This window comes from Paenibacillus sp. SJS-P3 (assembly GCF_056711585.1).
In genome coordinates, this window is the sequence record NZ_CM160043.1 from 2,354,348 (window position 1) to 2,380,652 (window position 26,305).

General features: G+C 56.1%; 22 protein-coding genes and 1 pseudogene. 13 read left to right on the forward strand and 10 right to left on the reverse strand.

Annotated elements, in window-relative coordinates; all coding sequences use genetic code 11:
- Positions 1-23: 23 nt before the first annotated feature.
- Entirely contained in the window at positions 24-2,519 is a 2,496-nt protein-coding gene (locus AC06G8_RS10825) for a DNA topoisomerase 3 (RefSeq protein ID WP_480285272.1), read from the forward strand.
- Between the two features lie 88 nt (positions 2,520-2,607).
- Here the strand turns inward: AC06G8_RS10825 and AC06G8_RS10830 are convergent, their stop codons facing one another.
- Positions 2,608-4,404 (reverse strand): ABC transporter substrate-binding protein, encoded by a 1,797-nt coding sequence (locus AC06G8_RS10830; protein WP_447664716.1) that lies wholly within the window; start codon positions 4,402-4,404, stop codon positions 2,608-2,610.
- Positions 4,405-4,608: 204 nt separating this feature from the next.
- Here AC06G8_RS10830 and AC06G8_RS10835 point away from each other — a divergent pair, with 204 nt between their 5' ends.
- Positions 4,609-4,803 (forward strand): hypothetical protein, encoded by a 195-nt coding sequence (locus AC06G8_RS10835; protein ID WP_447664717.1) that lies wholly within the window; start codon positions 4,609-4,611, stop codon positions 4,801-4,803.
- Positions 4,804-4,892: 89 nt separating this feature from the next.
- On the opposite strand, the gene AC06G8_RS10840 is transcribed toward AC06G8_RS10835, so the two are convergent.
- Entirely contained in the window at positions 4,893-5,645 is a 753-nt protein-coding gene (locus tag AC06G8_RS10840) for an HAD family hydrolase (protein WP_480285273.1), read from the reverse strand.
- A gap of 259 nt (positions 5,646-5,904) precedes the next feature.
- Complete coding sequence (locus AC06G8_RS10845; RefSeq protein WP_076356071.1) at positions 5,905-6,123, reverse strand: hypothetical protein; 219 nt, start codon at positions 6,121-6,123, stop codon at positions 5,905-5,907.
- A gap of 176 nt (positions 6,124-6,299) precedes the next feature.
- On the opposite strand from AC06G8_RS10845, the gene AC06G8_RS10850 reads away from it, so the two are divergent.
- The 4 genes from AC06G8_RS10850 to AC06G8_RS10865 all read left to right on the forward strand — a co-directional run bounded on the left by AC06G8_RS10850 (position 6,300) and on the right by AC06G8_RS10865 (position 10,310).
- Positions 6,300-7,022 carry a phosphonate ABC transporter ATP-binding protein gene (locus tag AC06G8_RS10850; RefSeq protein ID WP_447664719.1) on the forward strand — a complete coding sequence of 241 codons (723 nt, stop codon included), beginning with the start codon at positions 6,300-6,302 and terminating at the stop codon, positions 7,020-7,022.
- 69 nt (positions 7,023-7,091) lie between these two features.
- Positions 7,092-7,700: a DUF3298 and DUF4163 domain-containing protein gene (locus AC06G8_RS10855; protein ID WP_480285274.1), complete on the forward strand. Its 609-nt coding sequence runs from the start codon at positions 7,092-7,094 to the stop codon at positions 7,698-7,700.
- A gap of 111 nt (positions 7,701-7,811) precedes the next feature.
- Positions 7,812-9,428 carry an amino acid permease gene (locus AC06G8_RS10860; protein WP_480285275.1) on the forward strand — a complete coding sequence of 539 codons (1,617 nt, stop codon included), beginning with the start codon at positions 7,812-7,814 and terminating at the stop codon, positions 9,426-9,428.
- 228 nt (positions 9,429-9,656) lie between these two features.
- The gene (locus tag AC06G8_RS10865) at positions 9,657-10,310 is read left to right on the forward strand and encodes an MOSC domain-containing protein (protein ID WP_447664722.1); all 654 of its coding nucleotides are present in this window, start codon (positions 9,657-9,659) and stop codon (positions 10,308-10,310) included.
- A 114-nt stretch (positions 10,311-10,424) separates the two neighbouring features.
- Here AC06G8_RS10865 and AC06G8_RS10870 read toward each other — a convergent pair whose 3' ends face one another.
- The gene (locus AC06G8_RS10870; protein WP_480285276.1) at positions 10,425-11,423 is read right to left on the reverse strand and encodes a YpdA family putative bacillithiol disulfide reductase; all 999 of its coding nucleotides are present in this window, start codon (positions 11,421-11,423) and stop codon (positions 10,425-10,427) included.
- Between the two features lie 135 nt (positions 11,424-11,558).
- Here AC06G8_RS10870 and AC06G8_RS10875 point away from each other — a divergent pair, with 135 nt between their 5' ends.
- The gene (locus tag AC06G8_RS10875) at positions 11,559-12,065 is read left to right on the forward strand and encodes an ADP-heptose synthase (protein WP_076356059.1); all 507 of its coding nucleotides are present in this window, start codon (positions 11,559-11,561) and stop codon (positions 12,063-12,065) included.
- 54 nt (positions 12,066-12,119) lie between these two features.
- Here the strand turns inward: AC06G8_RS10875 and xerS are convergent.
- Both xerS and AC06G8_RS10885 read right to left on the reverse strand, forming a co-directional pair.
- A pseudogene (xerS, locus tag AC06G8_RS10880) lies at positions 12,120-13,193 on the reverse strand (tyrosine recombinase XerS); the annotation flags it as partial.
- A gap of 156 nt (positions 13,194-13,349) precedes the next feature.
- Positions 13,350-14,483, reverse strand: a complete 1,134-nt coding sequence (locus tag AC06G8_RS10885; RefSeq protein ID WP_480285277.1) for a metallophosphoesterase — start codon at positions 14,481-14,483, stop codon at positions 13,350-13,352.
- A gap of 218 nt (positions 14,484-14,701) precedes the next feature.
- On the opposite strand from AC06G8_RS10885, the gene AC06G8_RS10890 reads away from it, so the two are divergent.
- Complete coding sequence (locus tag AC06G8_RS10890) at positions 14,702-15,208, forward strand: hypothetical protein (protein ID WP_447664726.1); 507 nt, start codon at positions 14,702-14,704, stop codon at positions 15,206-15,208.
- Positions 15,209-15,253: 45 nt separating this feature from the next.
- On the opposite strand, the gene AC06G8_RS10895 is transcribed toward AC06G8_RS10890, so the two are convergent.
- From AC06G8_RS10895 to AC06G8_RS10905, 3 genes are all read right to left on the reverse strand, one after another.
- Positions 15,254-15,973 carry a hypothetical protein gene (locus AC06G8_RS10895; RefSeq protein WP_480285278.1) on the reverse strand — a complete coding sequence of 240 codons (720 nt, stop codon included), beginning with the start codon at positions 15,971-15,973 and terminating at the stop codon, positions 15,254-15,256.
- A gap of 2 nt (positions 15,974-15,975) precedes the next feature.
- Positions 15,976-16,860, reverse strand: coding sequence for an ATP-binding cassette domain-containing protein (locus AC06G8_RS10900; protein ID WP_480285279.1), 885 nt, complete (start codon positions 16,858-16,860; stop codon positions 15,976-15,978).
- A gap of 266 nt (positions 16,861-17,126) precedes the next feature.
- A complete protein-coding gene (locus AC06G8_RS10905; protein ID WP_480285280.1) occupies positions 17,127-19,472 on the reverse strand; it encodes a heavy metal translocating P-type ATPase in 2,346 nt (781 codons plus the stop codon).
- Between the two features lie 193 nt (positions 19,473-19,665).
- Between AC06G8_RS10905 and AC06G8_RS10910 the strand changes: the two genes are divergently transcribed.
- The 5 genes from AC06G8_RS10910 to AC06G8_RS10930 all read left to right on the forward strand — a co-directional run bounded on the left by AC06G8_RS10910 (position 19,666) and on the right by AC06G8_RS10930 (position 25,050).
- Complete coding sequence (locus AC06G8_RS10910; protein WP_480285281.1) at positions 19,666-20,085, forward strand: ArsR/SmtB family transcription factor; 420 nt, start codon at positions 19,666-19,668, stop codon at positions 20,083-20,085.
- Between the two features lie 106 nt (positions 20,086-20,191).
- Positions 20,192-21,130, forward strand: coding sequence for a tyrosine-type recombinase/integrase (locus tag AC06G8_RS10915; RefSeq protein ID WP_447664731.1), 939 nt, complete (start codon positions 20,192-20,194; stop codon positions 21,128-21,130).
- A 216-nt stretch (positions 21,131-21,346) separates the two neighbouring features.
- Entirely contained in the window at positions 21,347-22,429 is a 1,083-nt protein-coding gene (locus AC06G8_RS10920) for an endospore germination permease (RefSeq protein WP_447664732.1), read from the forward strand.
- A complete protein-coding gene (locus AC06G8_RS10925; RefSeq protein ID WP_480285282.1) occupies positions 22,419-23,885 on the forward strand; it encodes a spore germination protein in 1,467 nt (488 codons plus the stop codon). The genes AC06G8_RS10920 and AC06G8_RS10925 overlap by 11 nt, the downstream gene beginning before the upstream one ends.
- 1 nt (position 23,886) lies before the next feature.
- Positions 23,887-25,050 (forward strand): Ger(x)C family spore germination protein, encoded by a 1,164-nt coding sequence (locus AC06G8_RS10930; RefSeq protein WP_480285283.1) that lies wholly within the window; start codon positions 23,887-23,889, stop codon positions 25,048-25,050.
- A gap of 70 nt (positions 25,051-25,120) precedes the next feature.
- Here AC06G8_RS10930 and AC06G8_RS10935 read toward each other — a convergent pair whose 3' ends face one another.
- Positions 25,121-26,164, reverse strand: a complete 1,044-nt coding sequence (locus AC06G8_RS10935; protein ID WP_480285284.1) for a Gfo/Idh/MocA family protein — start codon at positions 26,162-26,164, stop codon at positions 25,121-25,123.
- Positions 26,165-26,305: the final 141 nt, after the last annotated feature.

The window sequence follows — 26,305 nt, forward strand, 5'->3', positions numbered from 1 at the left end:
CCGGAATAGAAGGAGGCGGTTCCTTGAAGACATTGATTATCGCAGAAAAGCCGGATATGGGCCGCAATATCGCGTCCGCGATCGAGCCCGGGGCGACGAACCGCCGCACGCATCTCGAAGGCGAACGTTATATCATCACCTGGGCAATCGGGCATCTGGTCGGCCTCGCGGAACCGGATGATTACGATCCCCGGTACAAAAAATGGCAGGCGCAGGATCTTCCCATCATACCGGATACGTTCAGGCTGTCCCCCAATCCCCGCACCCGCGACCAGCTTAAGGTCATCGGCGAGCTCGCCCGCAAATGCGGACGGCTCGTCAATGCATGCGATGCGGGGCGGGAGGGCCAGCTTATTTTCCATTTGATCCGCCGGTATTTGAAGCTCCATCAGCCCGTAGACCGTCTGTGGATATCCGATTTGACGCCGGAGACGATCCGCAGGGGATTCGACCAGCTGGGCAGCGACGAGAAGTATGCGCCGCTCACGAGGGCGGCTCAGGCCCGCAGCGAGGCCGACTGGCTGATCGGGATGAACGCCTCGCGCGCCTTCACGATCCGCCATAAGTCGCTGTTGTCGGTAGGACGGGTGCAGACGCCGGTGCTGGCGCTGCTGTACGACCGCCATCAGGAAATCGCGGCGTTCAAGCCGGAAACGTATTACAAGATCAAGGCTTCCTTCGATCAGAAAAGCTCCAAGTACAGCGGCATCTGGCAAGGCGACAAGCTTACGGACGGGGCCAAGGCGGAAGCCATCGCAGCCAAGGTCAAAGGAAAAAAGGGAACAATCGTCCGCTACGACAAGGCCGAGAGCAAGGAATATCCTTACCGTCTGCATGATCTTACGCTGCTGCAGCGCGAGGCCAACGGGCGATACGGCTTTCCCGCCAAAAAGACGCTTGATGTGGCGCAGGCTTTATACGAGAAGCATAAGGTCATCACGTATCCGAGAACGAATTCGAACTATGTGACGGAAGAAACGGTTCCCGTCATGGGCAAGGCGCTCGACATGCTGCGGGGAACCGAGTATGCGGAGCTTGCCGCCGGGGCGGACAGGTCCCGGGTACATAAAGGCAACAAAGCCGTCTGCAATCCGGCCAAGGTGGAAGATCACCATGCGATTTTGCCGACACCCAAAAAACCCGGCTCGCTGAGTCCGGACGAAAAAAAGATCTATGATCTTATCGTTCGCCGTTTCCTGTCCCATTACTACGGACCCGCCTTGTATCTCAACCATACGGTCATGACCGAGGTGGAGGGAGAGACGTTCCGCACCCGCATCAAGCAGCTGCTTGATCCCGGGTGGAAGGTGACCCAGGGAGCTGCGGAGACGGAGGACAAGCCCAAGCGCGGCAAGGGCAAGGCCAAGCAGGACGAGGATGGAGATGAGGAAGAGCAGGAGCTGACCGATGCGTCCTTCCATGTCGACGAATCGCTCCCGGTGTTGTGCAAGCAGGCCAAAGCCGAAGAGAAGTCGACGCAGCCGCCAAAGTCCTATACGGAAGGAACGCTTCTGAAAGCGATGGAAAGCGCCGGCAGGGCCATGGAGGACGAAGAGCTGCGCGAGACGATGAAGGACAGCGGCTTGGGAACGCCTGCGACGCGCGCGGCAACGATCGAGCGGTTGAAGACGGTAGGTTATATCCGTGCCAGCGGCAAGAAGCTGGAGATCGAAGCGAAAGGCTGCGCGGCCATCGAGCTGATCCGGGGAGCCGGCGTAGAGCTTCTGGCTTCGCCGGTCATGACCGGACAATGGGAGCGCCGGCTCAGCCAGATTGCCAGGGATGAGGCATCCGACGCAAAGTTCATGGAGCAGGTCAAGCAGTTCGCTCGGATGATCGTCCAGAAGGTAGCGGAGCAGGCGCCTGCGCCTGCAGGAACGTTCGCTGAGCCGGAGCGGGGCAAGGTGGCCGCCAAGGGCGGCGGCTCGCGGAGAGGCAAGGCGGCTGAGGGGAGCGGAGCTTCCCGCTCTGGAGCAGGAGCGAGCCGCACAACAGCCGGTGCATCCCGCTCTGGAGCAGGAGCGAGCCGCACAGCAGCTTCAAGTGCTGGGCGCAGCGGGAACTCGGAGACTTCTGGCTCCGCCCGATCGTCCGCTGCGGCATCTGCTTCGAATCCACCGCAGGTTGCCCGGGCGCGGGCAACTTCGATAGCGGCAGCTGGTCTGCCATCAGGAGCAGGAAAAGCCTCTGCATCCAAGCAAGCATTCCAGTCCGGACAAGCCTCCTCGCCAGGGCAGTCGTCTTCGGCCGGTCTGAAGCCGCTAGGAACTTGCCCGAGCTGCGGCGGCAGCATCGTCGAAGGCAAGCGGGGCTACGGCTGTTCCCGGTTCCGGGACGGCTGTAAGTTCGTCCTCTGGAAAGAACAGCATGGCCGGACGCTGACGCCGGCCATGCTGCAATCGCTTCTCGCCAAGGGGAGCACGGCATCGGCCGCATTCCCCGGTCCGGAGGGCAGCGCCAAGGGCCGTCTGCGGCTCAAGGATGCTCGAACAGGCGATACCGTCGTGGAATGGACATGACGGACAATTAAGGCCATGAATCAAAAAACCTCATCCGCCTTCTTGGTCCAAGAAGATGGGATGAGGTTCTTTTTTTTCCTATCTGAAGTCAGACCGGATTATCCGAGACAAGCCAAATATCCTTGAAGTCCATCCATCCGAACGTATTGATGCCGATCCCGCGGACCGAGGGATGCACATAGGTGTTGAGGGAGCGATGCTGCAGGAAAAGCACCTGGCCTTCTTGCACTAGCCGCTGCTCGATCTGGTTGAACAGGGTGCGCCGGGTATCGCGCCGATCCGATGCGAGAATGGCATCGGTCACCCGGCGGATCCAGCGTTCCAGAGCGGGATCCAGATGCTGCCGGATATAGCTGTGCTCCTGCAGGTACGTCTCCAGCTCTCCGACTTCCTCCTCGGCCATGACCAGGCTCATCAGGATGCAGTCGGCTTCCTTGACGATATCGCTCGAATGCACGATTTTGTGCTGCTCGCAGCGGATGTCCACGGGAATGCCGATCTCCCCGCAGCGGTCTTTGATCCAAAGCGCTTCCTTGGCATGCTGGTTCGTTGTCAGCAGCTTGAGAGGAGCGCCGTCATAACCGTCTTCCTTCAGCATCCGGATGGCTGTATCCGGTTCGTAGCGCTCTGCCGACAGCTCTGCGCCTGGAACGGGGAAGAAGCCATACGCCGGATAGCTAAGTTCGCCGCCGGCGCCAATCATGCCGACCCGGTCCATGGAAAGCCCTACGGCCTGCCGGAAGGCGAGCGACTGCTGCGGCCCTTCGTTGAGACGGTTCCAGCTGAGCAGCGTGCATCCTTGATGGACGGTTCTGATCATGCCCCAGCCTTGCTCATCCTTGGAAGCCATGCGGGAATCGCTGGCCATGATCTGCCCCCATTTAAGCCTCAATTCGGGTGGGATGTCCTCGGGCATGAAAGCGATCTGAACCTCGTCCAAATAAGCTCTTCCTTGGAAGTATTGCTCGTGGACGGACAAATCGATCCGATCAGATGTCCAGCAATCGACCCGGAAGGGGCCAGTGCCCGATGGAAGCATCCAGTAGCGCTTCTCGTCTTCCTGGACGAGATCGGCCGGGAGAATGGAGGCGGCCCCGGAGCACAGCAGGCGGGGGAGAAGGCGATTGGGCTTGTTCAGCGCGATGCGGACCGTCCGCGCATCCAGAGCGGTGATGGCTTCGACCGACTCCAGGAGGAAGCGATTGGGCTGCCCGTCGGCCAGCCTGCTCAGCGTGAAGCAGACGTCGGATGCGTTCAGCTCCCGACCATGATGGAAGCGGACGCCTTTGCGAAGATGGAAGGTCCATGCCGTTGCCGAATCGTTGCTTTCCCAATAATGGGCCAGACCAGGAACGAGCGATTTGGTATCATCCTCGAATCCGAGCAGCCGGTCGAAAATCTGATGGATCAAATGGGAGTCGAAGGCGAAGAACAGCTTGCCGGGATCAAGGGAATAAGGGGGACGGTAGACGGGAAGCCGGAATACATCCCGCTGCGCGGGGGAGCCTTCCTCGATCCGGTCAGATCCGAAATGTCCGCTCAGCCATTCGACAAAGCGGTCGCGGGCGGAAGTATGCTCGCCATGAATTTGAAGCAGCTGGAAGGCTTGCTGGTAATCCCCTTCCGAAGCAAGCGTTTTGGCGAGATCGAGCAGGAAGCGTTCCCGGCTTTTCAGGAAATGGATCTTGGAGAGGTTGCCCCTTCCTTTGCCCGGAACCCAGCGGATCCAGCCTTCCTCCTCGAGTTTGCGCACGATGAGCTTCACATTGCGTTCGGTGCAGTGAAACAGCTCGGCCAGCTCGTCCAGAGCGGTCTCGGCATCAGTGTCTGGCTCTTCGATATGGAACCGGTTGAGCAGCAGTAAGTATCGTTCGGCGTTGAGCATGCGCGCAGATTTCTCCTTTTCGCTCGATATGACCCTTCATGCAAGCGGCATGGAGGAATGGAAGCCCTTTCCAAGCTGTAAAAGAGGAAGTCATTTGAAATTATTGTACACTTTTTGTTCCTCATATGTCATGAGATACTTGATTCAACGGCAAGGAGCGATGAAAACCTGGCCGATAACGAAAAACAGGGAGTGTCACTGACAATGAATTACGAACAGGTATACCGAAGCGAACTGGAAATCAAACGATTCCACCAGTCCAACCACGAGAGGAAACACGCGGATTCGATTTGGAAACAGGCTGTCGAACCCAACCGGACCGATTACATGGGCAGAGCTAGCCGCCAAGTATGGAAACCGGTACACGCCATGATCTTGTTCATGGGCATGAAAAAATGAGCGGCCGCAAGCGGCAAGCCGCAGCGAAGGCAAGCAAAAAACGAAGGGCATGGCTTAACCGATAAAACCGGTTGAACCATGCCCTTCGTTTATTTATTTGCCAGGATGTAACGCTGGATGCCATCCGGAACATCTCTCAGATGATGGAGCTGCAGGAAAGCGCCTTGAGGAGCGACTTCGATGGAGATGTTGTTGTATTCCCATTCGGTCTGCGCTTCCACATGGATCGCGTGGATGCCTGCGGTCAATGCAGGCACGACATCCGTGCGGATCGAATTGCCGATCATCCAAGTGTTCGGGCGGTCGAAATGCCCTTCCGCCAGAATTTGCTCCAGCGCTGCGATATTCTTATGTTGGCGGATATAGATCTTGTCACCGAAGTAGCGGTCCAGGCGAAGCCTGTCCACCTTGCGGCGCTGGATCGCCGGCTCGCCCCCGGTGTAGAGATGCAGGTCATGACCTTCGTCCTTCAGCCGCAGGAGCGTCTCCTCCATATCGGGATAGGGCTCTGCCTCCTGCTCGTAGACGCTCTGTCCCATGCTCCAGAGCAGGTCGATCTCGTTGGAATCCTCCGGCCTGCCGGTCAACCGGGTAAAGTCGACGTAGGTGTCGAGGAAGGATTGCGGAAAGTGGTCGCTCTTGAACCCGGATGCTTGTACGCCGGCGATGTCGATTTCGATCTGCTTGCGGCGGATTGCTGCTTCCGTCATGTCCGGATAAGCGTGGAACCAGGTCAGCATGGCATCCACGAACTGATCGATGACCAGGTTGAAATATTTGTTGCAATGGATGAGCGTATCGTCGAGATCGAACAGAATCGTTTGTCTGATTGGCGCGTTCATGGTGGTCTAACCCCTTTTGTAAGCTTGCGTCGGATCTATTTTCATCCAATCTACAGCAAGGGAATGCGCGCAGTCAATTCCAGCCTTGCGGGATGAAGCCGGTGCAAGCTCGAATAAGCGACAGGACAGAAGGAATGAGAACGGAAAAAAGCCCCGGATGGGGCTAGGTCATGGTGTCAATCTATGAGGACGATTGAAGAAAGGAAACTCAATCGGAGGAGAAGCTTGAAGAAATAATCCCGGCGTAGGCTCGGCAAAATCAGGCGTACTTCTGCACCTTGCTCTGCAGATCCTTCTTGATGAAGGCGATTCGCTTGCGGACATAGAAGTCCCGGCTATCGCCGCGAAGATCGTTGGGAGTTACGATGGATTCGGATTCGTTGTCAATAATGGTGAGACGCCCGTCGTCATAGAACTTGAAGGTCAGATCGCGGAAAGGGCGATGACGTTCAACAAAGCGAAAATGCTCGCAGCTCATCGGAACTCACTCCTTCGGGAAAGAGAGGTTTAGGAACGTTTGTTCTGTTTTGATTATAGCAAACATTTGTTCGGGTGGAAAGAGAAATTTTTATCCCGTACACTGAAGAATAAGCTGGACAACCCAGAGCTTGCCGGCAATTGTCCGGAAGCGGCCAAAGGAGTGCTTCATCTTCCATGATCCATATAGCCCATCTCAAGAAACAGATTCCGGCGGGACCTCTCGTGCTGGACGATATCAGCTTCCGCGCGGATGAAGGCGAATTCATCGCGATCAAAGGCGGCAGTGGGAGCGGCAAGTCGATGCTGCTTAAATGCCTGGCCCTCCAGGAAGGATGGACATCGGGCTCTTATAAGATAGACGGCAGGCAAATACAGACATCGGCTATCGGAAGGATGCGCATCCGCAGGGAAGTGACGCTCGTCGAAGAGAAGCCTTTCCTGAACGCGAACAGGACCGCTCTCAAAAACGTCTTGATCGGATCGGCCGCACAGGCTTCGCTCCTGCGCCGCGCAACGGGCATGGTCCGCAATGACGATTATATGGGAGCCATGGATATGCTCGAGAAGGTCGGACTCCTGGACAAGGCGCATAACAAGGCGGACAAGCTGAGCGGAGGCGAACGCCAGCGGGTCGCGATCGCCCGCGCTCTTGTGCACGGGGCCAAGGTGCTGCTGCTGGACGAGCCGATTTCCGGCCTCGATCCCCATGCCGGGGAACAGGTGTTGGCGGACCTCAAGCAGCTGTGCAAAAATCAAGGACTTATCGTCATAGCCGTTCTTCATCAAGGCGATTGGGCGGAGAGATTCGCCGACCGGATTCTAGGTCTGAGCGGAGGCAAGCTGGTGTTGCAAGTGAGCGGCAGGCGGCTGACGAGCAAGGAGAAAATGCTGCTCTAGAGCATGAACGGGGATCTGCCACGCATAGGATAGGAGCAAAGATCCCATGCAGGAAGCAGGTGGCGCCCCATGGCATTCGAGCCTCCCGTATCGGTCCACACGACCAAGGTTACCAGGCTACGCACAGAGCTGTTCATTCCCGTCGTAAGCCTTGAAGGCGGGGAGCTGGCTGCGGCGCATATGAATTCCGCCATCCGCAGATCCGTTCGACAGATGATCGAAGATCAAGGCTCCCTGGCCGACCCGTCCTCCGAAATGATCGCTTATTATGAAGTCAAAACCAACGAGAGAGGCGTCTTCAGCCTTTCTCTCTTCAACTATGCCTTCACGGGCGGAGCCCATGGCTTGACGCTGCAGCAGTCGCTTACCTTCATGACTACAGACGGCCATCCGCGCAAGCTCGCCAGCCTATTCAAGCCCGGATCCGATTACAGCGCCAGGCTGAGCGCGCTGGTGGCAGCGCAGATCAAGAGACGGCAGATCGAGCTGCTGCAGCCGTTCGAGGGCATCCGGGCCGATCAGGATTATTACATCGCGGACCGTGCGCTCGTGATTTGGTTCAGCATTTACGAAATTACCCCTTACGTGTACGGCTTCCCCTATTTTCCGATCTCCGTTTATGACCTGTCCGACATTGTCGCCGACGAAGGCCCTTTATCCGTAATGAATGAAAATTGACGGTCCGATTTCCTGCTTGCCCGCGCCTGTTGACCTGCGACGGGTTGTTTGCCGCGGGCGCCTGCTTGGAGACGATGGATAGATATTCGATACGGACAGGGGGCATGGAGCATGTTGATGTGGACGGGGTTTGCTTTGTTTTGCCTGGTGGCGGTCGCTTGGCTCGCTGCCGCAGCTGCGGCGGAGAACGGACTCAGGAGAAGCGGGTATCGTTCCATGACTCGCTACGCCGCTTATATCCAGTTCATGCAGGACAAAAGGGAGCTGAACAGGCTCGGCATACCGCAGCAGCTCAAACGCGCTTTCGGACCGTTCGCCGCCTTCGGCGTCTCGTTCAATGCCTTGTCGCTGCTGGGAGGAGCGGCGCTGTTCTACGCGTATGCCTGGAATACAGGCAGCGAATGGCTGCTTGTATGGGCCTGGCCCGTCCTCGGCTTGCTGGCGCTCTCGGTCCATGCCGCGCAGGCGGAGCTGATGTCGGCCGTTCCTTCAGCCGGGGGCAGCTACCATGCCGCGCTGCTTCTGGGCGGCAAGGGAAGGGGCTTCCTGACGGGCTGGCTGCAGCTTGGCGGCCAGATCAGCATGCTCGCCTTCGTGAATTTGGCGGCAGCGGATTGGATTCAGGGCCTATTGGCTCCATGGAACGGATGGAGCCATGCAGCAGGCACGGCCATGCTGTTTGTCGTCCTGATGCTGGTCCAGCTGTCCTTATGCCTGTTCGGCAATTACGGCTTCTCAACGCTGCAAAAAAGCGCGGCGCTGCTGCAAATCGCATCCGTCGCAGCAGTGATCGCCGTCATGACGGCCTACTTATGGCCTTCCTTCGGATTGGAGAAGCTCTATTCCGCCCGGCCGCTCGCGGCTGCCGGGGAACCGGGAGCCGTCGGAGCGGGATGGATCATGGGTCTGCTCCTGCTTTACCGGATGTTCATGGGGTCGGCGACGGCGGAGCATTTGTCGGAAGAGACGGTCGAGCCGAGAATCAGGCTTCCATGGGGGCATGTGCTGTCGGGGGCGTATGTATACGTCGGCGGATTTATCCTGCTTGGGCTGGCTGCTATGACGCTCCTCAAGCTTCCGCTGGGAGCGGAGCCAGATTTCTTTCTGCAGGCTGCTGCCCCTTGGGGCGGCGGCTGGAGGGCGACAGCGGCAGCAGCGGTGGGGGTCAGCCTTTGCGCATCCGGCGGATCGGTGCTGTTCGCTGCAAGCAGGCTCGCTGGAAGCCTCTCGAGGGATGAGGCTTTGCCTTTCAGCAGGCAGTTGTCCTCGATTGTTCGCAAGGGCAGGACATTCGCCTGGGGTGCTTGCGCTGCCGCAGCTTGCGCAGCTCTGCTGGCGCTGGCGGCCGGCATGCTGATGAATGCGCTGACGGGTGCTGTCCTGTTTTTGCTGGCGCTGGCGATCCTGCTGCAGCATGGAGCCCAGCTGATCCCTCTCGTCTTGTCGATCACACGGGAAGGGAATGACAAGCTGACGGCCATGCAGCCCCTCTGGTCGCTCGGAAGAGCGGGCTCTTATGCGAAGCCGCTCGCCGTCGCGACGCTGGCGGCGATGATGGCCGCAGCGGCATTCGCGGCTCCTGCCGCAGCCGCAGCCGCGGCAGCATGGCTGCTTGTCTCCGGAGGCATGTTCCTGCTCATGGGAAGACATCGTTACGAGGGCATGGAGAAGGGAATGAGGCTCAGCCAGGAAGAGCTGCTGCGGACGGAGAGGTATCATCCCCAATAAGAACAGAAAACGGCTTGTGGGCAGAGCAGCGAGAGAGCGGGAAATGGCTCATTTCCCGCTCTCTATTTCCCGGGGAAGCGCACAAAGCAACAAGATGGAGAAAAGTTCGACAGCCCGTTGTCGTCAACGCGGCCTGAATGTCGAAACGTGAGAGCTCCGGCCGCCCGCAGCCATTTCTTTCCTTCGGTCAATCCTTTATAATGGAGCCTGAAAAAGGGGGGGGAGCCCATGAAATTGGGAACGATCACATCCGTCAACACAGGGCTGCCGGTCGAGATGGCCTACGGCAGGCAGACGATTATGACGGCAATAAGCAAAACTCCGAGCAAGGGAGCGGTCCGGGTCGGATGGACTGGCCCGGAAGGCGACGGCCAAGGAGATCTTGAGCATCACGGGGGACCTGACAAGGCCATATGCGTTTATGCTCATGACCATTATCCTTATTGGGAGAACGAAATGGGCAAGCGGCTCGAGGCCGGTGCTTTCGGAGAAAACGTCACGCTGGAAGGGACGACGGAGCAGGATGTCGTCATCGGAGATATTCTGGCGGCCGGAACGGCGCTGCTGCAAGTAAGCCAGCCGCGGCAGCCATGCTTCAAGCTCGGCCTTCGGCATGGACAAGCCGACCTGCCGGCGAAGGTGCAGCAGACAGGCAAGACAGGGTTCTACCTGCGCGTTCTTCGGGAAGGGGACATTCAGGCAGGAGACAGCTTGACGCTTGTCAGCAGGCCGGAGCACGGGATGACTGTGGCGGCAGCCAATGTTATCTATTATTTGCACAAAACCGATGAGGCAGAAATGGGGAAATTGGCGGCCATTCCTGAACTGTCCAGCAACTGGAAAGAAACCTTAACGACGCGAATTAATAAGTTGAACAAGTAAAGATAATTATGTAAACCATAGATGATCAAAATTAAAAAAAGGGCCGAAAGGGGAGAAATCCAAAATCAGCCCTGGATCGAACTCGAAAAAACAAATAGCAGTCTCAACTCTTGTTCAGCGTGTGCGGAGCCAATGATCGGCTATTCGCTGTCCGTGGAATCGCCCGGACTCGATGAAGATTTCATTGGCTTGATGCCTGGAAGCAACGACTCCGGCGAGATAGATGCCGGGAATATTGGTTTCCATCGTCTCCTCGTCGAAGCGTGGGTAACCCTCGGCCTCGATAGCGACGCCAGCCGACATCAGGAACTCGCGGTCGGGATGGAAGCCGGTAAGAGCAAGCACGAAGTCGTTGTCGAGCTCGCGGATGCCGGCCTCATCCTGAATGACGAGGGTGCGCGGCTTGATCTCGATGACCCGGGAGCTGAACAGCATGGCGATCTTTTCCTTGGCGACCAGGCCTTCGAAAATCGGACGAACCCACGGCTTGATCGATCGGGAATAGTCCGGCTTGCGGTAGACGACCGTCACCTTGGCGCCGGCGCGGTTCAGCTCGAGCGCGGCATCGATGGCGGAATTGCTTCCTCCGATGATGGCGACCTCCATGCCGGTATAAGGATGAGCTTCCCGGAAGAAATGGGATACTTTGCCCATCTCCTCTCCAGGGATGCCGAGACGGTTCGGATGGTCGAAGTATCCGGTCGCCACGACGACGGCTTTGGCCGAATAGGCTTGTTTTTCCCCGTAGCGGTTTTCGGTTTCCAGGACAAAGCCGCCATTGGGCCGGGCTGTTATCGAAGCGACCGCTTCATAGGCGTTCACGCGGACGCCGCTGCGCAGCGCCACGGTCCGGTAATAATTCAGCGCTTCGAGACGGGAGGGCTTCTCCATTGCCGTCGTGAAAGGAATGCCGCCGACCTCGAGCATTTCGGGAGAGCTGAAAAATTGCAGGTAAGTAGGATATTGGGAGATGGAATGGACCAGATTCTCTTTCTCGATGATCAAGGAACCGATGCCGCGGCTCTGGAATTCGACCGCTGCGGCCAAGCCGCATGGACCGGCTCCGACGATGATGATTTCTTCTTCTTGCACTTGCTGACAACCTCCGATCATGCAACTGTAACCTATATTGTACAATTCAAGCCGGTGAGGGGCAAGCTGTGCAAGCGCCTCTGTGTACGGCGCCTCTATTTCATGTATAATGAATTCATTGATTTCAAAAGTTTATTGGGTGAGGGGGGATCTGGGATGCGGCGGAGATTCGTCATTGAAGCGGTCATGGTAGCGACCTACGGACAGCTGCTCGTTCCGAGCCTGCCGGTCGACTTCGTGCTGCCTTATTCCACCATTCTGGAACTCTACGAAATGAAGGACAGCACGGAGCCGATCATGGACGATCCGGCCGAGGATGTGTTCGTGCGAGGCAAAGTGGCCGAGCTGATCCAATTTTTCGAGGATTCGCTGAATCGCAAAAAAATCGAGAGGGCTCTCCAAGTGCCGTGGAGGGAAAGCTCTCCGCTTATATTGGATGAACGGATTCAATTCACGGTCGTGAATGCCGTAGACAATGCGCATTACGGGGATTATTTCGACCCTGTGGAGACGGAACTGCTGCTGACGGCATCCAAGCTTCAGATTCCGCTCTTGTCGGATCAGTACGAGTTCCAGGATAAGCTGATCGAGGCCGAGGTGCCGGTGCTTGTGTTCGACATCGAGGATTTCGATTATGCGCTGGAAGAGGCGCCGCAGCTTTAACGGTACGGCATCAACGAAGAGGAACAGCCCGCGGAGCCGCGGGCTATTCCTCTTTTTGTTCCGGTCGATCGCCTCGGACATCGTTTTGTCGGTCAGATGCGCGTAGATCTGCGTCGTATCCGGAGAAGCATGGCCGAGCTGCTCCTGCGTCTTGTACAGGTCGTTGCGCAAATAATAGTCGGTGGCGAACGAATGCCGGAGCTTGTGGACGGACAAATAAGGCTTGCCGAACCGCTTGGCATATTTGAGCACCATCTGCTGGATGGCTCTCTTCGTCATGCGCGAGCCTTCCTGATTGCCGTTGGCAATGGCGAGGAACATCGCCTTCTCGCGGCGCGGCGCCTTATAGCGGCTGTCTCGAAGCTGCATATAGCCGCCCAAGTCGTCGAGCGCCTCCTGGCGGAAGTAGACAGGCGTCTTGAACGTGTCGTCGTTGCTCCCTTTGCGGTAGACGTAGGTAAGCTTCTTCTTCAGATCGAGATCATCGACGTTGAGATTGACGACCTCGGAGACTCGCAGTCCGGAGTGGAGGATGAGGCTGACAATGCACGCATCCCGGACGGAATTGCGCTCGTAGGCCGACAAAGCCTGCTTGTTGTTCGCCACATCGGCGCCGTAGCCGACACGGACATAGTGCAGGAATTCGGAGATTTCCTCCTCCTGAAGCAGCTTTCCCTCCAGCTTCGCCGCTGTATCCTTGGGCTTGTGGGTGCGCTTGATCGCGACCTTGGCCATGATGTTCCGCTTCAGCAGCGGGTAGAAGTCGTCATCCTCGGCAATTTGGCTCAAGTAATGGAAGAGCGAGCGGAGAGAGCTCAGCTTCCGGGATATCGTCGTCCGCGTATTGGCGTGTTCGGGGCGGGAAGCCAGGTGCATCCGGTAATGGTCGATGCTGTCCATATGCAGCTTCTCGAGCTCCTCCAAGGCAACATCCCGGAGGGCAGGGCCATTGGACAAGCCTTCGGCGATCATCCACCCGAAGAAGGTTTCATAATCCCGCACATATTCAAGCAAGGAAGAGGGGGAGAGGTCGGGCAGCTTGTAGTTGATGAACTTCTCCACATACCAGGGCATGGAGGGGATGCGCCGGTCGAGCTCTTGACGGTCTTTTATTTTTAAAATATTCATGGCATGAATGGCCTCCAGTCTAGACTCTTTATTTTATCAAGACAGGACGTTTCCAACAATCGCCTTATAGTAAGAATAGTTATGTAAACCATATTGATGAAAAAAAAAACAGGCCGGAAATAGGCCTGTGCCTGGAAATCATATTCAAGTCAACGCTTAAACAAAATTAATTTTAATATGCAGAATTTCGCTGCGGCTGAACAGCCGAATCGGCGGTCCCCATGTTCCGAATCCGGAAGAAACGAGCACATGCATGCGGGACTTGATCATATATCCCCAATCCAGCTCGAACAGGCGGCGAGTGACGAGGTGATTGGGAGCGAACTGGCCCCGGTGGGTATGGCCGCATAACAGGAGGTCGGCTCCGGCAGCCGCGGCTTTGTCGAAGGCGTAAGGCTGATGGTCCATGACGATCAACGGGGCGGATGGATCGGCGCCGCTTACGAGCTCCTGTACGGTAAGACGGCCGCCGAAGGCCGGGCTTTCGGCGGTTTTGTCCTTGCGTCCGGCGATGAAGACGCCGCCGGTCTCGACCAGCTCGTCCTGCAGGACCGGGATGCCGGCTTGTGCCATGGCTGCCACATACTCTCCAATATGGCCACCGTAATATTCGTGGTTGCCGAGAACGGCATACGTTCCGAGCGGAGCCTTTAGCCCCCGGATCGTAGCGGCCATTTTGTTGCGCAAAAACGGCTTGACGCTGTCGTCGATGACATCGCCGGGAAGCAGGATCAGATCCGGCTTCAGTTGTTCGGCCTTGCGCACGAGCTTGCGCAGATGCCTGTTGCCGACGATGTTGCCCAGGTGGATATCCGATGCGACCATGATTCGGATGCTGGTTCGTCCGGGCACGGATTTGGCGATCTCAAGCGTGTGCTCTCTGACGACAGGACTCCATGCGTTCCGAGAGCCCCAGATGAGCAGAATCGCCAGCAGTGCCAGCACCGCCCATCCGGCTGCTTGGACGTAAGCTTCCGAATCGCCGCCTGCGGCGTTCCATGCGAAGCCGATCAATCCGGCAGCGGGAAGGAGAAGAATCAAGTATTCGAGAATCGCAACGTAGAAGGAAGAAACGACTTTGACCCCGCGTATCAGCGCCGAATCCCAGACGCGGATGAGAGCCATAGCCGCAAAGTAGGAAAGGGCGAAGAAAATGACGGGCAGCCAAATCCAGCCCGTCTTGAGATGGTAGGATTGCATGAATGCCGATGCGGACCATCCAATATAATAGGTAATGGCCGCGTAGATAAGCATAAATACCGCGGCGCCTGCGCTTCTTTTTACCTTCATGTTGTCGTCTGGCAGCTCCTTTTTATTGTCCGCGCTGAAATCCCTTTGGACAAGAACATAGTCTTTAAATACAGGTTACAGCCTTTTGTAACTTTGTTGCAACTTCTTGGGGAGATGAGCCGTTTATAATAGGGAACAAGGGCAAATGATTCAGGGCGGACGGGAACGGGTAATATGCCAATGAATCGGCCTGCGAAGAGAAAGGGAGTCGAACCCCAATGAAAAAAACGATGTTCAGCATGATGGCTGCAGCGGCAATCGTATTCTACTTCATCTCCACGGCCAATGCGGTCGGCGGCGATTATCAGCCCGTGAAGAAGACCGCCGATACCCAAACGGATTATATTAATGGAATGACTCATAAAGACGGCAAATGGTACATAACCGCCGACAAGATCGACTGGTACGAAGGCGCTCAGGCGGATGAGCAGTTCCTCAAGCATGAGCCGGATTCCGGCTTGGACGGAGCTCCGGACGGTTATTACATCGTCAATGACGATCCTTCCGTCAAAACCTACGAGGTGGCTCCGGATGCAGAAGTCCTGATGCAGATCTATGACAAAGGAAACGACGCGGCGGATACCGAGTGGAACGAGCCGATCTCGCTCGAGAAATTCGCCAAGCTTTATCCGCAGACCGACGTGCTTGATTTGAGCTATTTCCCGTATCATATTACCGTCAAGGACGGAGTCGTAACGAAGATCGTTCAACAATTCGTGCCTTGATGAATGCGAAGCCCCGCTGATCAGCGGGGCTTTTTTTGTTCCGGGTTACTTGGCTGGAAGATCGAGCTTGCGGCTGTTCATAAGCTTGCCCGCCAAGACAGCCGCGACGGCTCCGTACAGCAATGGAAATGCAAGCGCTGCTATTCGGGCTGCAAAGGCTTCGCCGTTGTACTGCGTCAGGGTGCGGACCATGTTCCAAGCCGGAGGAGCTAGCCAGGCCAATCCGTTGGCCGGCATCGGAAGCTTGTCCAGGATGCCTTGTCCCGAGAAAGAAAGGGCAAGGACGGCCAGCAGCAGCAGATAGGAAATCGAGCGGGAAGCTATCAATCTGCTGTTGAACAACGATGCAAGTCCGACGCCAAGTACGGACATCGAGATGTGGCTTCCGAATGAAAAGGCCAATTCGGACAGCTCGGGAGCTCTGGCGAATTTATGGAACAGGGCAGGGTAGAGAACTGCGAATGCGGCCAAGGGCAGCGAAAAGCACCAAGCATAGAGCAGCTTGGAAGCGAAGAGCCGCAGGAACGAACCTGCCTGCAGGGAAAGGATCATGTCTTGATTGGCCTCTTCGCCTTCCATGACTCCGATGCAGACCCAGATCATTATCAAGAACAATAAGGAGGAGGAAAAACCATAGCTGCCCATGACCGGATTCGGAACCTGGGCGTAGATGAACAAAAGGGCCAGCAAGAAAAGCGAGAGCGGCGCCGCATAGCGGTAAGAACGAAGATGGCAGCGGTAATGGTAGGCCAGCAGGTGGCGCATTTTCAGCATTCCTTTATCGGAATCATATGGTCGACGACCGCCCCGGCTTGCAGCAAGGCAAGCAGCAGCGGCTGCGACTGTCCATGGGGAAGATGAATAATGAAGTCATTGGCCCCGGTCAAATCTTTGGACTCGACAGGCTGACGCTTGACTTGCGGATATCGGATCAGAATTTGTGCCAGCACGTCAGTCTCGGCTCTGCCTTTGATTTCGACCTGGCTGTCCGGGGCCGCTGCTGCAGGTCTTGATTGACCGCTCGATTCCACCGAAAGGATGCCCTTGTTCAGCTGCAGCATGGTGCCGCCAAGAGCCTCGATCAGCAAGGAATCATGCACGGCTGCCACAACCGCTGTGCCTTGGTCATTGATCTTCTGCAACGCTTCGAGCAGATGAGCTTGCGATTCCGCATCCAGACCGGACAGCGGTTCATCCAGCAAAAGCAGATCCGGCTTCTGCAGCGAAGCCTGCATGAGGTTTACTTTTTGGAGCATCCCTTTGGAATAGTGGAGCAAATAGGAGGAGGAATCGGGATCCAGCTGAAAGAGCCGATGGAGCTCGAGGATTTTGTCCGTTAAAACATGCTTGTCCATGCCGGCTATCCGTCCCATATATCGGAGGTATTCGGACGAAGACAATTTCAGCTTGGGAAGATGATCGGGCGCGTAACCGATCGTAATGGTTTTACATGCGGCAACCTTGCGGATTCCGGAAGAAGGAGCCACCAGGTTCGCGGCGATCTTGATGAGCGTGCTTTTGCCGGAACCATTGCTCCCCTGCAGCATATAGACATGTCCGGGTTGAACGGATAAGTTAACGGAAGATAATATTTTGCGCTTTTCATACGATTTGGAGATATTGGAAAGAGTGATGATCGGTTCTTGCTCCACAAGCCTTGCCTCCCCTGAGTTTTCGCTTCAGCTCGTATCCAGCGTAACTTATTTGACTGCGGAGAGGCAATGTCTGGAAAATTCCGTTCGATAGAGAGGGGGAAATGGCTGAATGAAGATCGATTGGGTTCATGGACAAACCTTTGCGGTACTTATCTGGCGGCTCCACAATTGGGGAAACGGAGATGCCGTCGAAGACGCTCTTGCCCTGCATGTAACCGGAATATAAAGGCGCCTTTCCTGGTGGAAAGGCGCCTTTAGGATGTCTATGAATGGGCTTTATCTTTTTTTCGTGCAGGAATGAGCAGCGTTAGACTGACCAGCGACACGAAGATCGTGGCGCCCATATCCGACAGGATCGCGATCCAAAGCGTCAGCCAGCCCGGAATGGTGAGCAAAAGGGCGATGAGCTTGAGGCCGAGAGCTACGGCGAGATTGAAGCGGATGATCCGATTCGTTGTCTTTGCGGTCCGGACAGCGGAGGGAAGCTTTGTCAGATTGTCCTGCATGAGCACCAGATCGGCCGTTTCAATGGCGCTGTCCGTGCCTTTTCCCATGGCGATGCCGAGATCGGCAGCCGCCAAAGCAGGAGCATCATTGATGCCGTCGCCGATCATGGCTACCTTGCCGGATGACTTGAGCTCTTGAATGCGCTTGACTTTATCCTCCGGCAGCAGGCCGGCATATACATCGGTCAAGCCGGCTGCCTTTGCCATGCGGTCCGCGGATTGAGCATTGTCGCCGGTCAGCATGACCGTGCGCCTGATGCCTGCCCGGCGCAGCCTCTGCAGCACCGTGGGGCTTTCCGGCCGCAGCTCGTCAGATATGCCGAACATGCCCAGCACGCGGGTACCGTCGGCAACAAGCACAAGTGTATAACCTTGCTTCAAGAATGCTTCGACCGACGGCCTGATATTGTCATAGCCGGCAAGGCCAAGACTCTCGATGAGCTGCTGGCTGCCGAGGGTATAGGTCGTTCCGTCCTTCGTCGCCTTCAGCCCGCGCCCCGCGGCCGTCTCCGATTCCAGCGGCTCGACAGGTACGGAGTGCTGCTTGGCATAATCCAGAACCGCTCCCGCAAGCGGATGGGACGAACCGCTCTCGATCGCGGCCGCGATCGGCAGGAACCGGTCATCCCAAGTTTCCGCGGCTGCGACATGCGGCCGGCCTTTGGTCAGCGTTCCGGTTTTATCGAAGGCGATAATGTCGATTTTGCCGAGCTGCTCCAAAAAGGCTCCGCCTTTGACAAGAATTCCTTCGCGCGCCAAGCGGGTAATTCCGGCCAGGATGGCAACAGGCGAAGAGAGGATCAAGGCGCAGGGACATCCTACGATAAGGACGGCCAGCCCTTCATAAAGCCAGTGGTTCCATGAACCGCCGAGCAGCAGCGGAGGGATGAGGATGACGAGAAGGGAAACAAGCATAATAAAGGGCGTGTAGTACCGGGAGAAGCGGTTGATGAACAGCTCTGTCGGCGTTTTCGATTCCTGGGCTTCCTGCACGAGCTGCAGGATTCTGGCCAGCGAGGACTGCTGGTAGGCCCGGTCGATCCGGACTGTCAGCGTGCCTTCGTTGTTGAGGCTGCCGCCGAAAACCTGATCGCCGATCTTCTTGTCGACGGGGAGCGACTCGCCTGTGATAGCCGCTTCGTTGACAGAGCTCTGGCCGCTTACGATCGTGCCGTCCGATGGAATCTGCGAGCCTGCTTTGACGAGCACGAGATCGCCTTCAAGCAGTCGGCTTGCCGGGACGGATTGCTGGCTGCCGTCAGCAAGCAGCACGGCTTCCTTCGGCGCCGCCTGCAGCAGCCGGTCCATGGAACGGCGGGCGCGGTTCATCCCGAGACCTTCAAGCAGCTCGTTGATGCCGAACAGTATGGCGACGAGCGTCGCTTCCTTCCATTCCTGAATGGCTGCTGCCCCGATCAAGGCGACGGTCATAAGCGTATCGATGTTGAAGCGAAGGCGCAGCAGATTGCGGAACCCTCTCCAGAACGTCGACCAGCCGCTCAGAACGATCGCCGCGACATATAAGACGACTTGCATCGTGCCGGAGAGAAGCGATCCTGACCATGCCGCCACAGCGAACAGAAGGAAGGATGCGCCTAATAGATATAAGGTCGATCGGCTTCCGTCCCCATGATCGTGGTCATGATGATCGCCGTCATGATCATGCGTGTGGTCATGGCTGCGGGTTTGAGAACCTGCGTGAGCATTGCCAGTGTCTTGGGCGCCGTCTGAAGCAACCGCCGCAACACCAGTAGTGCTGTTCAATTTCGAGTGGTTGTGGTTGTTGTGGCTATGGCTATGGCTATCTTCGCTGCTGCCATGTTCATGTTCCGACGCATGACCGTGGCCTGATTCCGGCAAACCGCAAGAAGAGGAATCTCCTGCAGCAGAGCCTGAAGCAGCCACGGCTGAACCGATCAATGCCGCTCCGTCGGATTTCAATATTTTGCGCAGCTTATCAAGCGGCACCCGCTCGTCGATGACAAGCCGAGCGGAGGAATAGTGAAGCGTAGCTGTATCGCCGTAAGGAAGCTTGCGGATTTCACGTTCGAGCTCGAGCGTGCAATTGCCGCAGCTGAGACCTTTCACGCGGTATTCCGTCATCGTAGGTACCTACTTTCCAGAAAGAGAATAAATATAACATATGATCACTTGCTCATATAATATGATTAAACCATTGGAGTGTCAATGCAAACAGCCCTTTGAAGGATATCTTTTTTTATTATCCGTAAAAGTTCCGCATTAACTCCACGTTTGATATAATGAAACAACCCTAGAGAAACCGGAGTGATGAAGAATGACCGATGAAACATCCTATTCTTCGGCTGAGCGGCCTGATTCCGGTGACGGGCTGCAGGAGACGGCCGAATTGTTGGACGAGGACTCCTGGGAAGGCTCGACAGCCAATCTGGATGCTGTGCGAGCATCGATGCTTGACGGGAATTCCGCCGGCCAGCTGGCCGATTGGATGAAGGCCTTTTCGGATCCTACGCGCGTGAGGCTGGTCGGCGCACTGCTTCATGCCGAATTATGCGTGCATGACTTGACCGTGCTGCTGGATATGAACCAGTCGGCTGTATCCCATCAGCTTCGTTATCTGCGCAACATGCGCATCGTCAAACGCCGCAAGGCAGGCAAAACCGTGTTCTACTCCTTGGACGACGATCATGTGGAGCAAATATTCACGCAGACGCTGCAGCATATCCGGCATTCCTAGCATAGGATTGCCGATTTTTGTTGCCTTCAAAATGGCGTGAAATACATATTTTACGCAACTTCGATTTTAAAGCAATAAAAGTACTCAATGCGGGAGGTTGGAGGACTTGTTCACAACGTATCATGAGCTTCAGGACACCTATGGAACGGAACTCGAGCTGTTCGGCATCTGGATGAAAAACCAGGGCATGACTGCCTCGACCGAAAGAGCATACAAAGCCGATGTCGGCCAATATCTCGCGATGATGCATCCCGCTCCGCTGGAGCAGTCCACCAAGCTCGACATTATGCGTTATTTGTCGCGCACGAGGGAAGCGGGGGCCGGGGATGAAGCGCGCAACCGGAAGCTGTCTTCGCTGCGCGCCTTTTACAAGGCTCTCAACGAGATGGACCTGCTGAATGTGAATCCGGCCGCGCTGACGGCCAAATCCAGGCAGCAGAAAAACCGTATTCCGGTCTATCTGGAGGAGGAGCAGCTGCAGCTGCTGTTCGAGCATGTCGAAGGCAAGCATCGCGAGCGCAATCTATCGATCTTGCTGCTGATGTCTTATGCCGGACTTCGGGTCGGAGAAATCCATAGGCTCAATCGCCACGACCTGACGTCTGAAGGCATGCTGTCCGTACTTGGCAAAGGGCGCAAATGGCGTTATCTGCCGCTGCCGTCGTCGCTCGCGCGGCTGCTGCTCCAAATGATGGAAACCTCCGAGCTCAAGATGAAGCAAGGAAAGGAGCAGCCGATGTTCGTGTCTCAGCTGGGCAGGCGCCTGTCGATCCGGATGATTCAGAACATGGCGGACTCCACGCTCTCCAGGCTGCAGGCCAGCCTGCCGGAGCTGTCGATGAAGAAGCTGTCGAGCCATAAGCTGAGGCATAGCTTCGCCACGATGCAGATCCGCAGCGGCACGGATATCCGGACGCTGCAGGAGCTGCTCGGACACGCGAGCATCGAGACGACTCAAATCTATACGCATATCGACAACAAGCAGCTGCGAGAGGCGATGGATTCCGTTGCCGGCAAAATACCGACATGGGTGAAGAGGGGATAGTCGCATGGAAGTTCCTGGTCCAACGATTACATATTAAGCCTGCCGGCAGCATCATCTCCTGCCGAACGCATCTTCAGCCTTTGGCCGAAGATGCGTTTCTTTTTTTATACGCTCGGCAACTAGAAAGCATAGTCGCCTGCAAGGTTTGCTGCCGAATATCCATGGATGAAAATGGATACTCTAAGCGTTACTTGCTGCAATGGAGGCGAAAACAACATGTACTCACGGACGCAGGTTATTTTTCTTCTCCTGTTATCGCTGGGCATATCGAATCATGTTCTCATCCTGCCGCAGCTGCTGAAGACTTCCGGAAGGGACTCTTGGATCAGTGTCCTGGTCGCATACGTATTTCTGCTTGCATGGGGCCTGTTCTTTGTGCGGATATCCAAATCCATCGGCAAGGAGAAGCTGTACGGTTGGCTGAAGTCGCGCATGGGCATCTGGATCGCCGTTCCGCTCATCGCGGCTTTGGCATTGAACTATTTTCTCGCGGGGTATATTGCCCTCTTCGATATGGTCGAGGTCGTGGCGATTTTTTTCCTGCCGTTTACGCCCATCTGGATTATTACTGTATTGTTCATGCTGTTCGCCCTGGGCGCCTCTTACAAAGGAGGAAGCACGCTGTTTCAAATGTCGGCCATGCTTCTGCCGATCGTCTGGATTTTAGGTCATTTCGTTTCGGCATTTACGTTTTACGCCAAAGACTACGGCTATTTGATGCCCGTCCTGGCCAACGGAGCAGGACCTGTGCTCAAGGGGAGCATGATCGTCGTAGGCGGAACGACGGATCTGCTTCTGCTGCTGCTGCTTCAGCATAAGCTCCAAAAGCCTCTCAACTATATCAGCCTCGTCATCCTGATCACGTTGTTGTGCGGGCTGGTCATTGGCCCCGTAACGGGCAGCCTCGCTGCTTTTGGACCTTCGGTTGCGGGCAGCTTGCGTTTCCCTGCCTTCGAGCAATGGAGGCTGCTCATTGTCGGCAAGCGGATATCCCATGTCGATTTCCTGGCCATTCTGCAGCTGATGACCGGCTCGGTCGTTCGAGTCGCTCTGATGCTTTACTTGTTGACGGATATTTTGGAGACAAAATCGAAGAGATTCCGGCAGTGGTGGACAACGGGAATGGCGCTTGCCCTGGTCGTGATGATCCTGCTGCCCATCAGCGACATCACGATGCAGCAATTCATGGAGTTCCTTTATTATCCGGGTCTTGTCCTGTTCGGTCTTGCCATGCTGCTGATCTTTTTCATCGCCAGCTTCATTCCGCCTGGAAGAGGGATGAGCCGAAATGAAGGATAAGCAGAAGCAGCCGCCGGCGATTGTTCGTCTGGAGGAACTGCTGGCGGAGGGCAAGCTGAAGGAGGGGGATTTGAAGCAAGGACTTTCGGTCTATGCGGATCTACGCTTTGCTCCCGTTCCGGAAGGATATGCATCCAAGTTCGCTGTCTTCTATTGCGATGGAATGATCGATAATGCCGAGCTGAACGAATACATGAATCCGCTTATCGCTTGGCTCGACAAAGGGGGGAGCGAGCAGGACAGCCCGCCAGTGTCCCCGCCAATCATCGAGGCGGACACCGCCGGCCGGATGATCGATCTGCTTTTCACCGGTTATGTCCTCTTTCATCAAGCGGGGGAGCGGAGGTTCCATGCCCTCAACATCGCAGATATTCCGAAGCGGCAGCCTGCCGAGTCCAATACGGAAATTTCCATCAAAGGGCCCAAGGATTCCTTCACCGAAGAGGTGAATACGAACCTCGCCTTGATCCGCAAAAGGCTGCAGACGTCTCATCTATTCAGCGAGCAGTTCGAGATCGGGTCTTTGAGCCGCACGAAGGTATACCTGGTGTATCTGGATCATAAAGCCGATCCGGTCCTTATCGAGGAAATCAGGAAGCGGCTTTCCAGCTTCGAGACGGAGAGCATCATTGGGAGCGGCCAACTGGAGCAGTGGCTGTCGGACCGGTCTTTTTCCCTGTTTCCTCTCTTCGATTACATTGCCCGGCCCGATTTTGCAACGGAATGCCTGCTTAGAGGAAGGTTCATCGTTATCGTCAACGGGTCTCCGATGGTGCTGATCGGACCGATCAATTTCTTCGAGGTGCTCAAGTCGCCGGAGGATGTGCATTTCCCGTATCATTTCGTCATTCTTCAGCGGCTGCTCCGGATGATTGGATTTCTGATCGCCATTTTCCTGCCCGGCTTCTGGGTCGCAATAGGCTCGGTGAACGTATCCCAAATCCCGTTTCAGCTGCTGGCGACGGTGGTCGTCTCCAGAAGCGGCATTCCGCTTCCTCTGGCGCTCGAGGCGCTTACGCTCCTGATCCTGTTTGAACTGCTCCGGGAAGCGGGGGTCAGGCTGCCCAAAGCGGTCGGCCAGACGGTAGGCATCGTCGGCGGCATCATCATCGGAGATGCCGCCGTCCGTGCAGGACTTGCTTCGCCTACCATGCTCGTGGTCATCTCGACATCCGCTGTCGCGACGTTCGTGCTCGTCAACCAATCCCTATCCGGCACGGTGAGCGTCATTCGGCTCTTCGTCCTGCTTCTCTCCTCTTACCTGGGCGTGTACGGATTCATGCTGTCCGGCATCGGCATCCTGATCTATCTTTGCCGGCTCGATTCGTTCGGCCTCAACTATTTGGAGCCGATCGCTTCGCTGAACTTCCGGGAGTGGTTGTCCGCTTTTGCCTTGAATCCGCGCCAAAGGCGCAGCTATACGGCAACGATGCTGAAAAAACGGAAGAAGGGATAGAATGCTCCGACATGTGCTTGGCGGGATCGCCGTCTTGCTGACGATGACATCCTGCTCTGGAAGAACGGATATCGTCGATCCCCAGGATCTGAATTACGTTACCGCGATCGGAATCGACTACGTGGACGGCAAGTACGTCGGGTATTATCAAATGCTCGATTTCGCATCCGTCGCCAAAACGGAAACCAATGCGAACGCTCAGAGTCCGATGATCTGGGTTGGTCATGGCGAAGGCTCCACGCTGAACGACGCGATGTTTCAGATCTATAAAACAAGCCAGTCCATGATTGTATGGTCTCATATGACGGCGATCATCTTCGGCGAAGGAGCCATTCGCCACGGACTCGAGCATGTGTTCGACAGCTTGCCCCGTTACCATGAGATCAGGCTGACGCCTTGGGTATACGGGACCAAGGATAAGATGGAGGACATCCTTATGATGAACGGATTTTTCCGACAATCCGCTCTGAATACGATCTTGCATGAGCCCAAGTCGATCTTCATTCAGGATTCGCAGCTGCAGCCTGTGCAATTGTTCGAATTGATGAGAAGCGCATTCGAGCCGGGAGAAACCGCATATATACCGGCTGTATCCATTAATAAAACGCAGTGGAGGGACCAGAAAGGAAAAGAGGAAAAGCCGTATGTGAGCGGGGCTTACTTCATCAAGGAAAAGCGGCTGCAATCGCTCGTTCCGATCAAGCAGCTGAAGGGACTCCGCTGGCTCGCCGAAGAATCGAACCGGATTTCGCTGCTTGTGCCTTCGGAGGACAAAACGGACGTGCAGATCATATTTCTGGATCCGAAATCCAGCATTTCCGTCCGCCCTGGCCCGACACCAACATTCGAGATCGAAATCCAGACCAAAGGGTACATATCGTCGAGGCAAAACGAGAAGTACTTGTCTTTGTCCCAGCTGGAGTCGGCTTCCAGCAAGAAAATTGAAGAAGAGGTCCGCCAGATGGTCGAGCAATCCATCCGCACCAAGACGGACCTGCTGAATTTGGAGCATGCCATGTACAAAAAAGCCAATCGCGCATGGAAAGCGTTGGGGAACGATACGTCTCTGTTCGACATGAACCCGGTTGTGGAAATCAAGGTGAATTCGCGAATCAGCCATTCCGGCGCTCTCAAGAACGACATAATCGGAGAGGTCACCCGATGACAGCTCTAAAAAACGGAATGATCGGAGAGATCATCCGGCGATGACATCTCCGATCAAAGAAAAGTCGCAGCTAGCGTTGGAGAAGCTCCGACATCAGCACTTTCCGCCCGCTTCTTGAGCTTTCCATAGCGCCGAGCACCATAGCCATGCTGTAAAGGTTGTCGCGGCAGTCCGTTTCGGCGCGGCGTTCCTCCAGCAGGGAGGCGAACATCTCGTCCAGGCAGCGGTGATGCCAGGAGTCACCGCCGGCTTCAGGGGAGGAATCGATCCGCTTCGTGGCCTTCAAGAAGGCTTGCTGCTCTTGCTCGGGGGCGAGTATTTCCGCATAAGGGCGGTCCGCGCCGTTCCATATCGCCGTTCCGGCAGAGCCCGTAATCCGCCACTGGGCTTCCCACGAGGTAGGAGCGCCTTCTGCGCACCAGGAGCCCCGATAGTTGAACACGGAGCCGTCGGACATTTCGAATATGCAGACGGCAGCCGCACTCCCCGCATACCAGGAGCCGGCAGGGTTGAATTCATGGCAATAAACGGATATAGGGTCGGCGCCGAGAATAAGCCTCGCCTGGTCGAATGTATGGATGGCCATATCCAGAATGAGAGGACTTTCCATGGCATCCCGGAAGCCGCCGAAGTGAGCGCCGATAAAAAAGTCCGCTCCGGCGAATCCCGGCTTGCCGATCGTTCCTTCCTCGATCAGGCGCCGCAACGCCCGTATATTCGGGTCGAAGCGCCTGTTCTGCATGACTGCATGACATCGTCCCGTCTCATCCGATACCCGGACGAGATCGAGGCAGCCATCAAGCGATTCAGCGAGCGGCTTCTCGGAGAATACGTCGCAGCCAAGCTTCATCGCAGTTGTACCGATCTCGTGATGGCTGGCCGGGATGGTGACATCGAATACGAGATTGGCTCCGTTTTCCCGGATTGCTTCCTCAAGCGACACATACTTCCTGCAGCTCAGCCCATGCCTCTCGGCCATATGCTCAGCGGACTCCAGACGGATGTCGACGAGTCCGACAACCTCCGCGTCCTGCCTGCCCATGGCGTATTCCACCCAAGTATTCGCCATCCCGCCGCATCCGGCGACGACAATTCGAAACGGCTTTTCTTTCATTAGCATTAGCCTCCTCTAGCCAGGCCCTTCCTATCGGGCTTGTCATCCACTCTGATTTTGAGCTATAGTAAACGCTGTCAAGAGAATTATAGCGCAATTCAGCCCTGTATTCTCGATCCTAAATTGCGCAAAAACACTCTT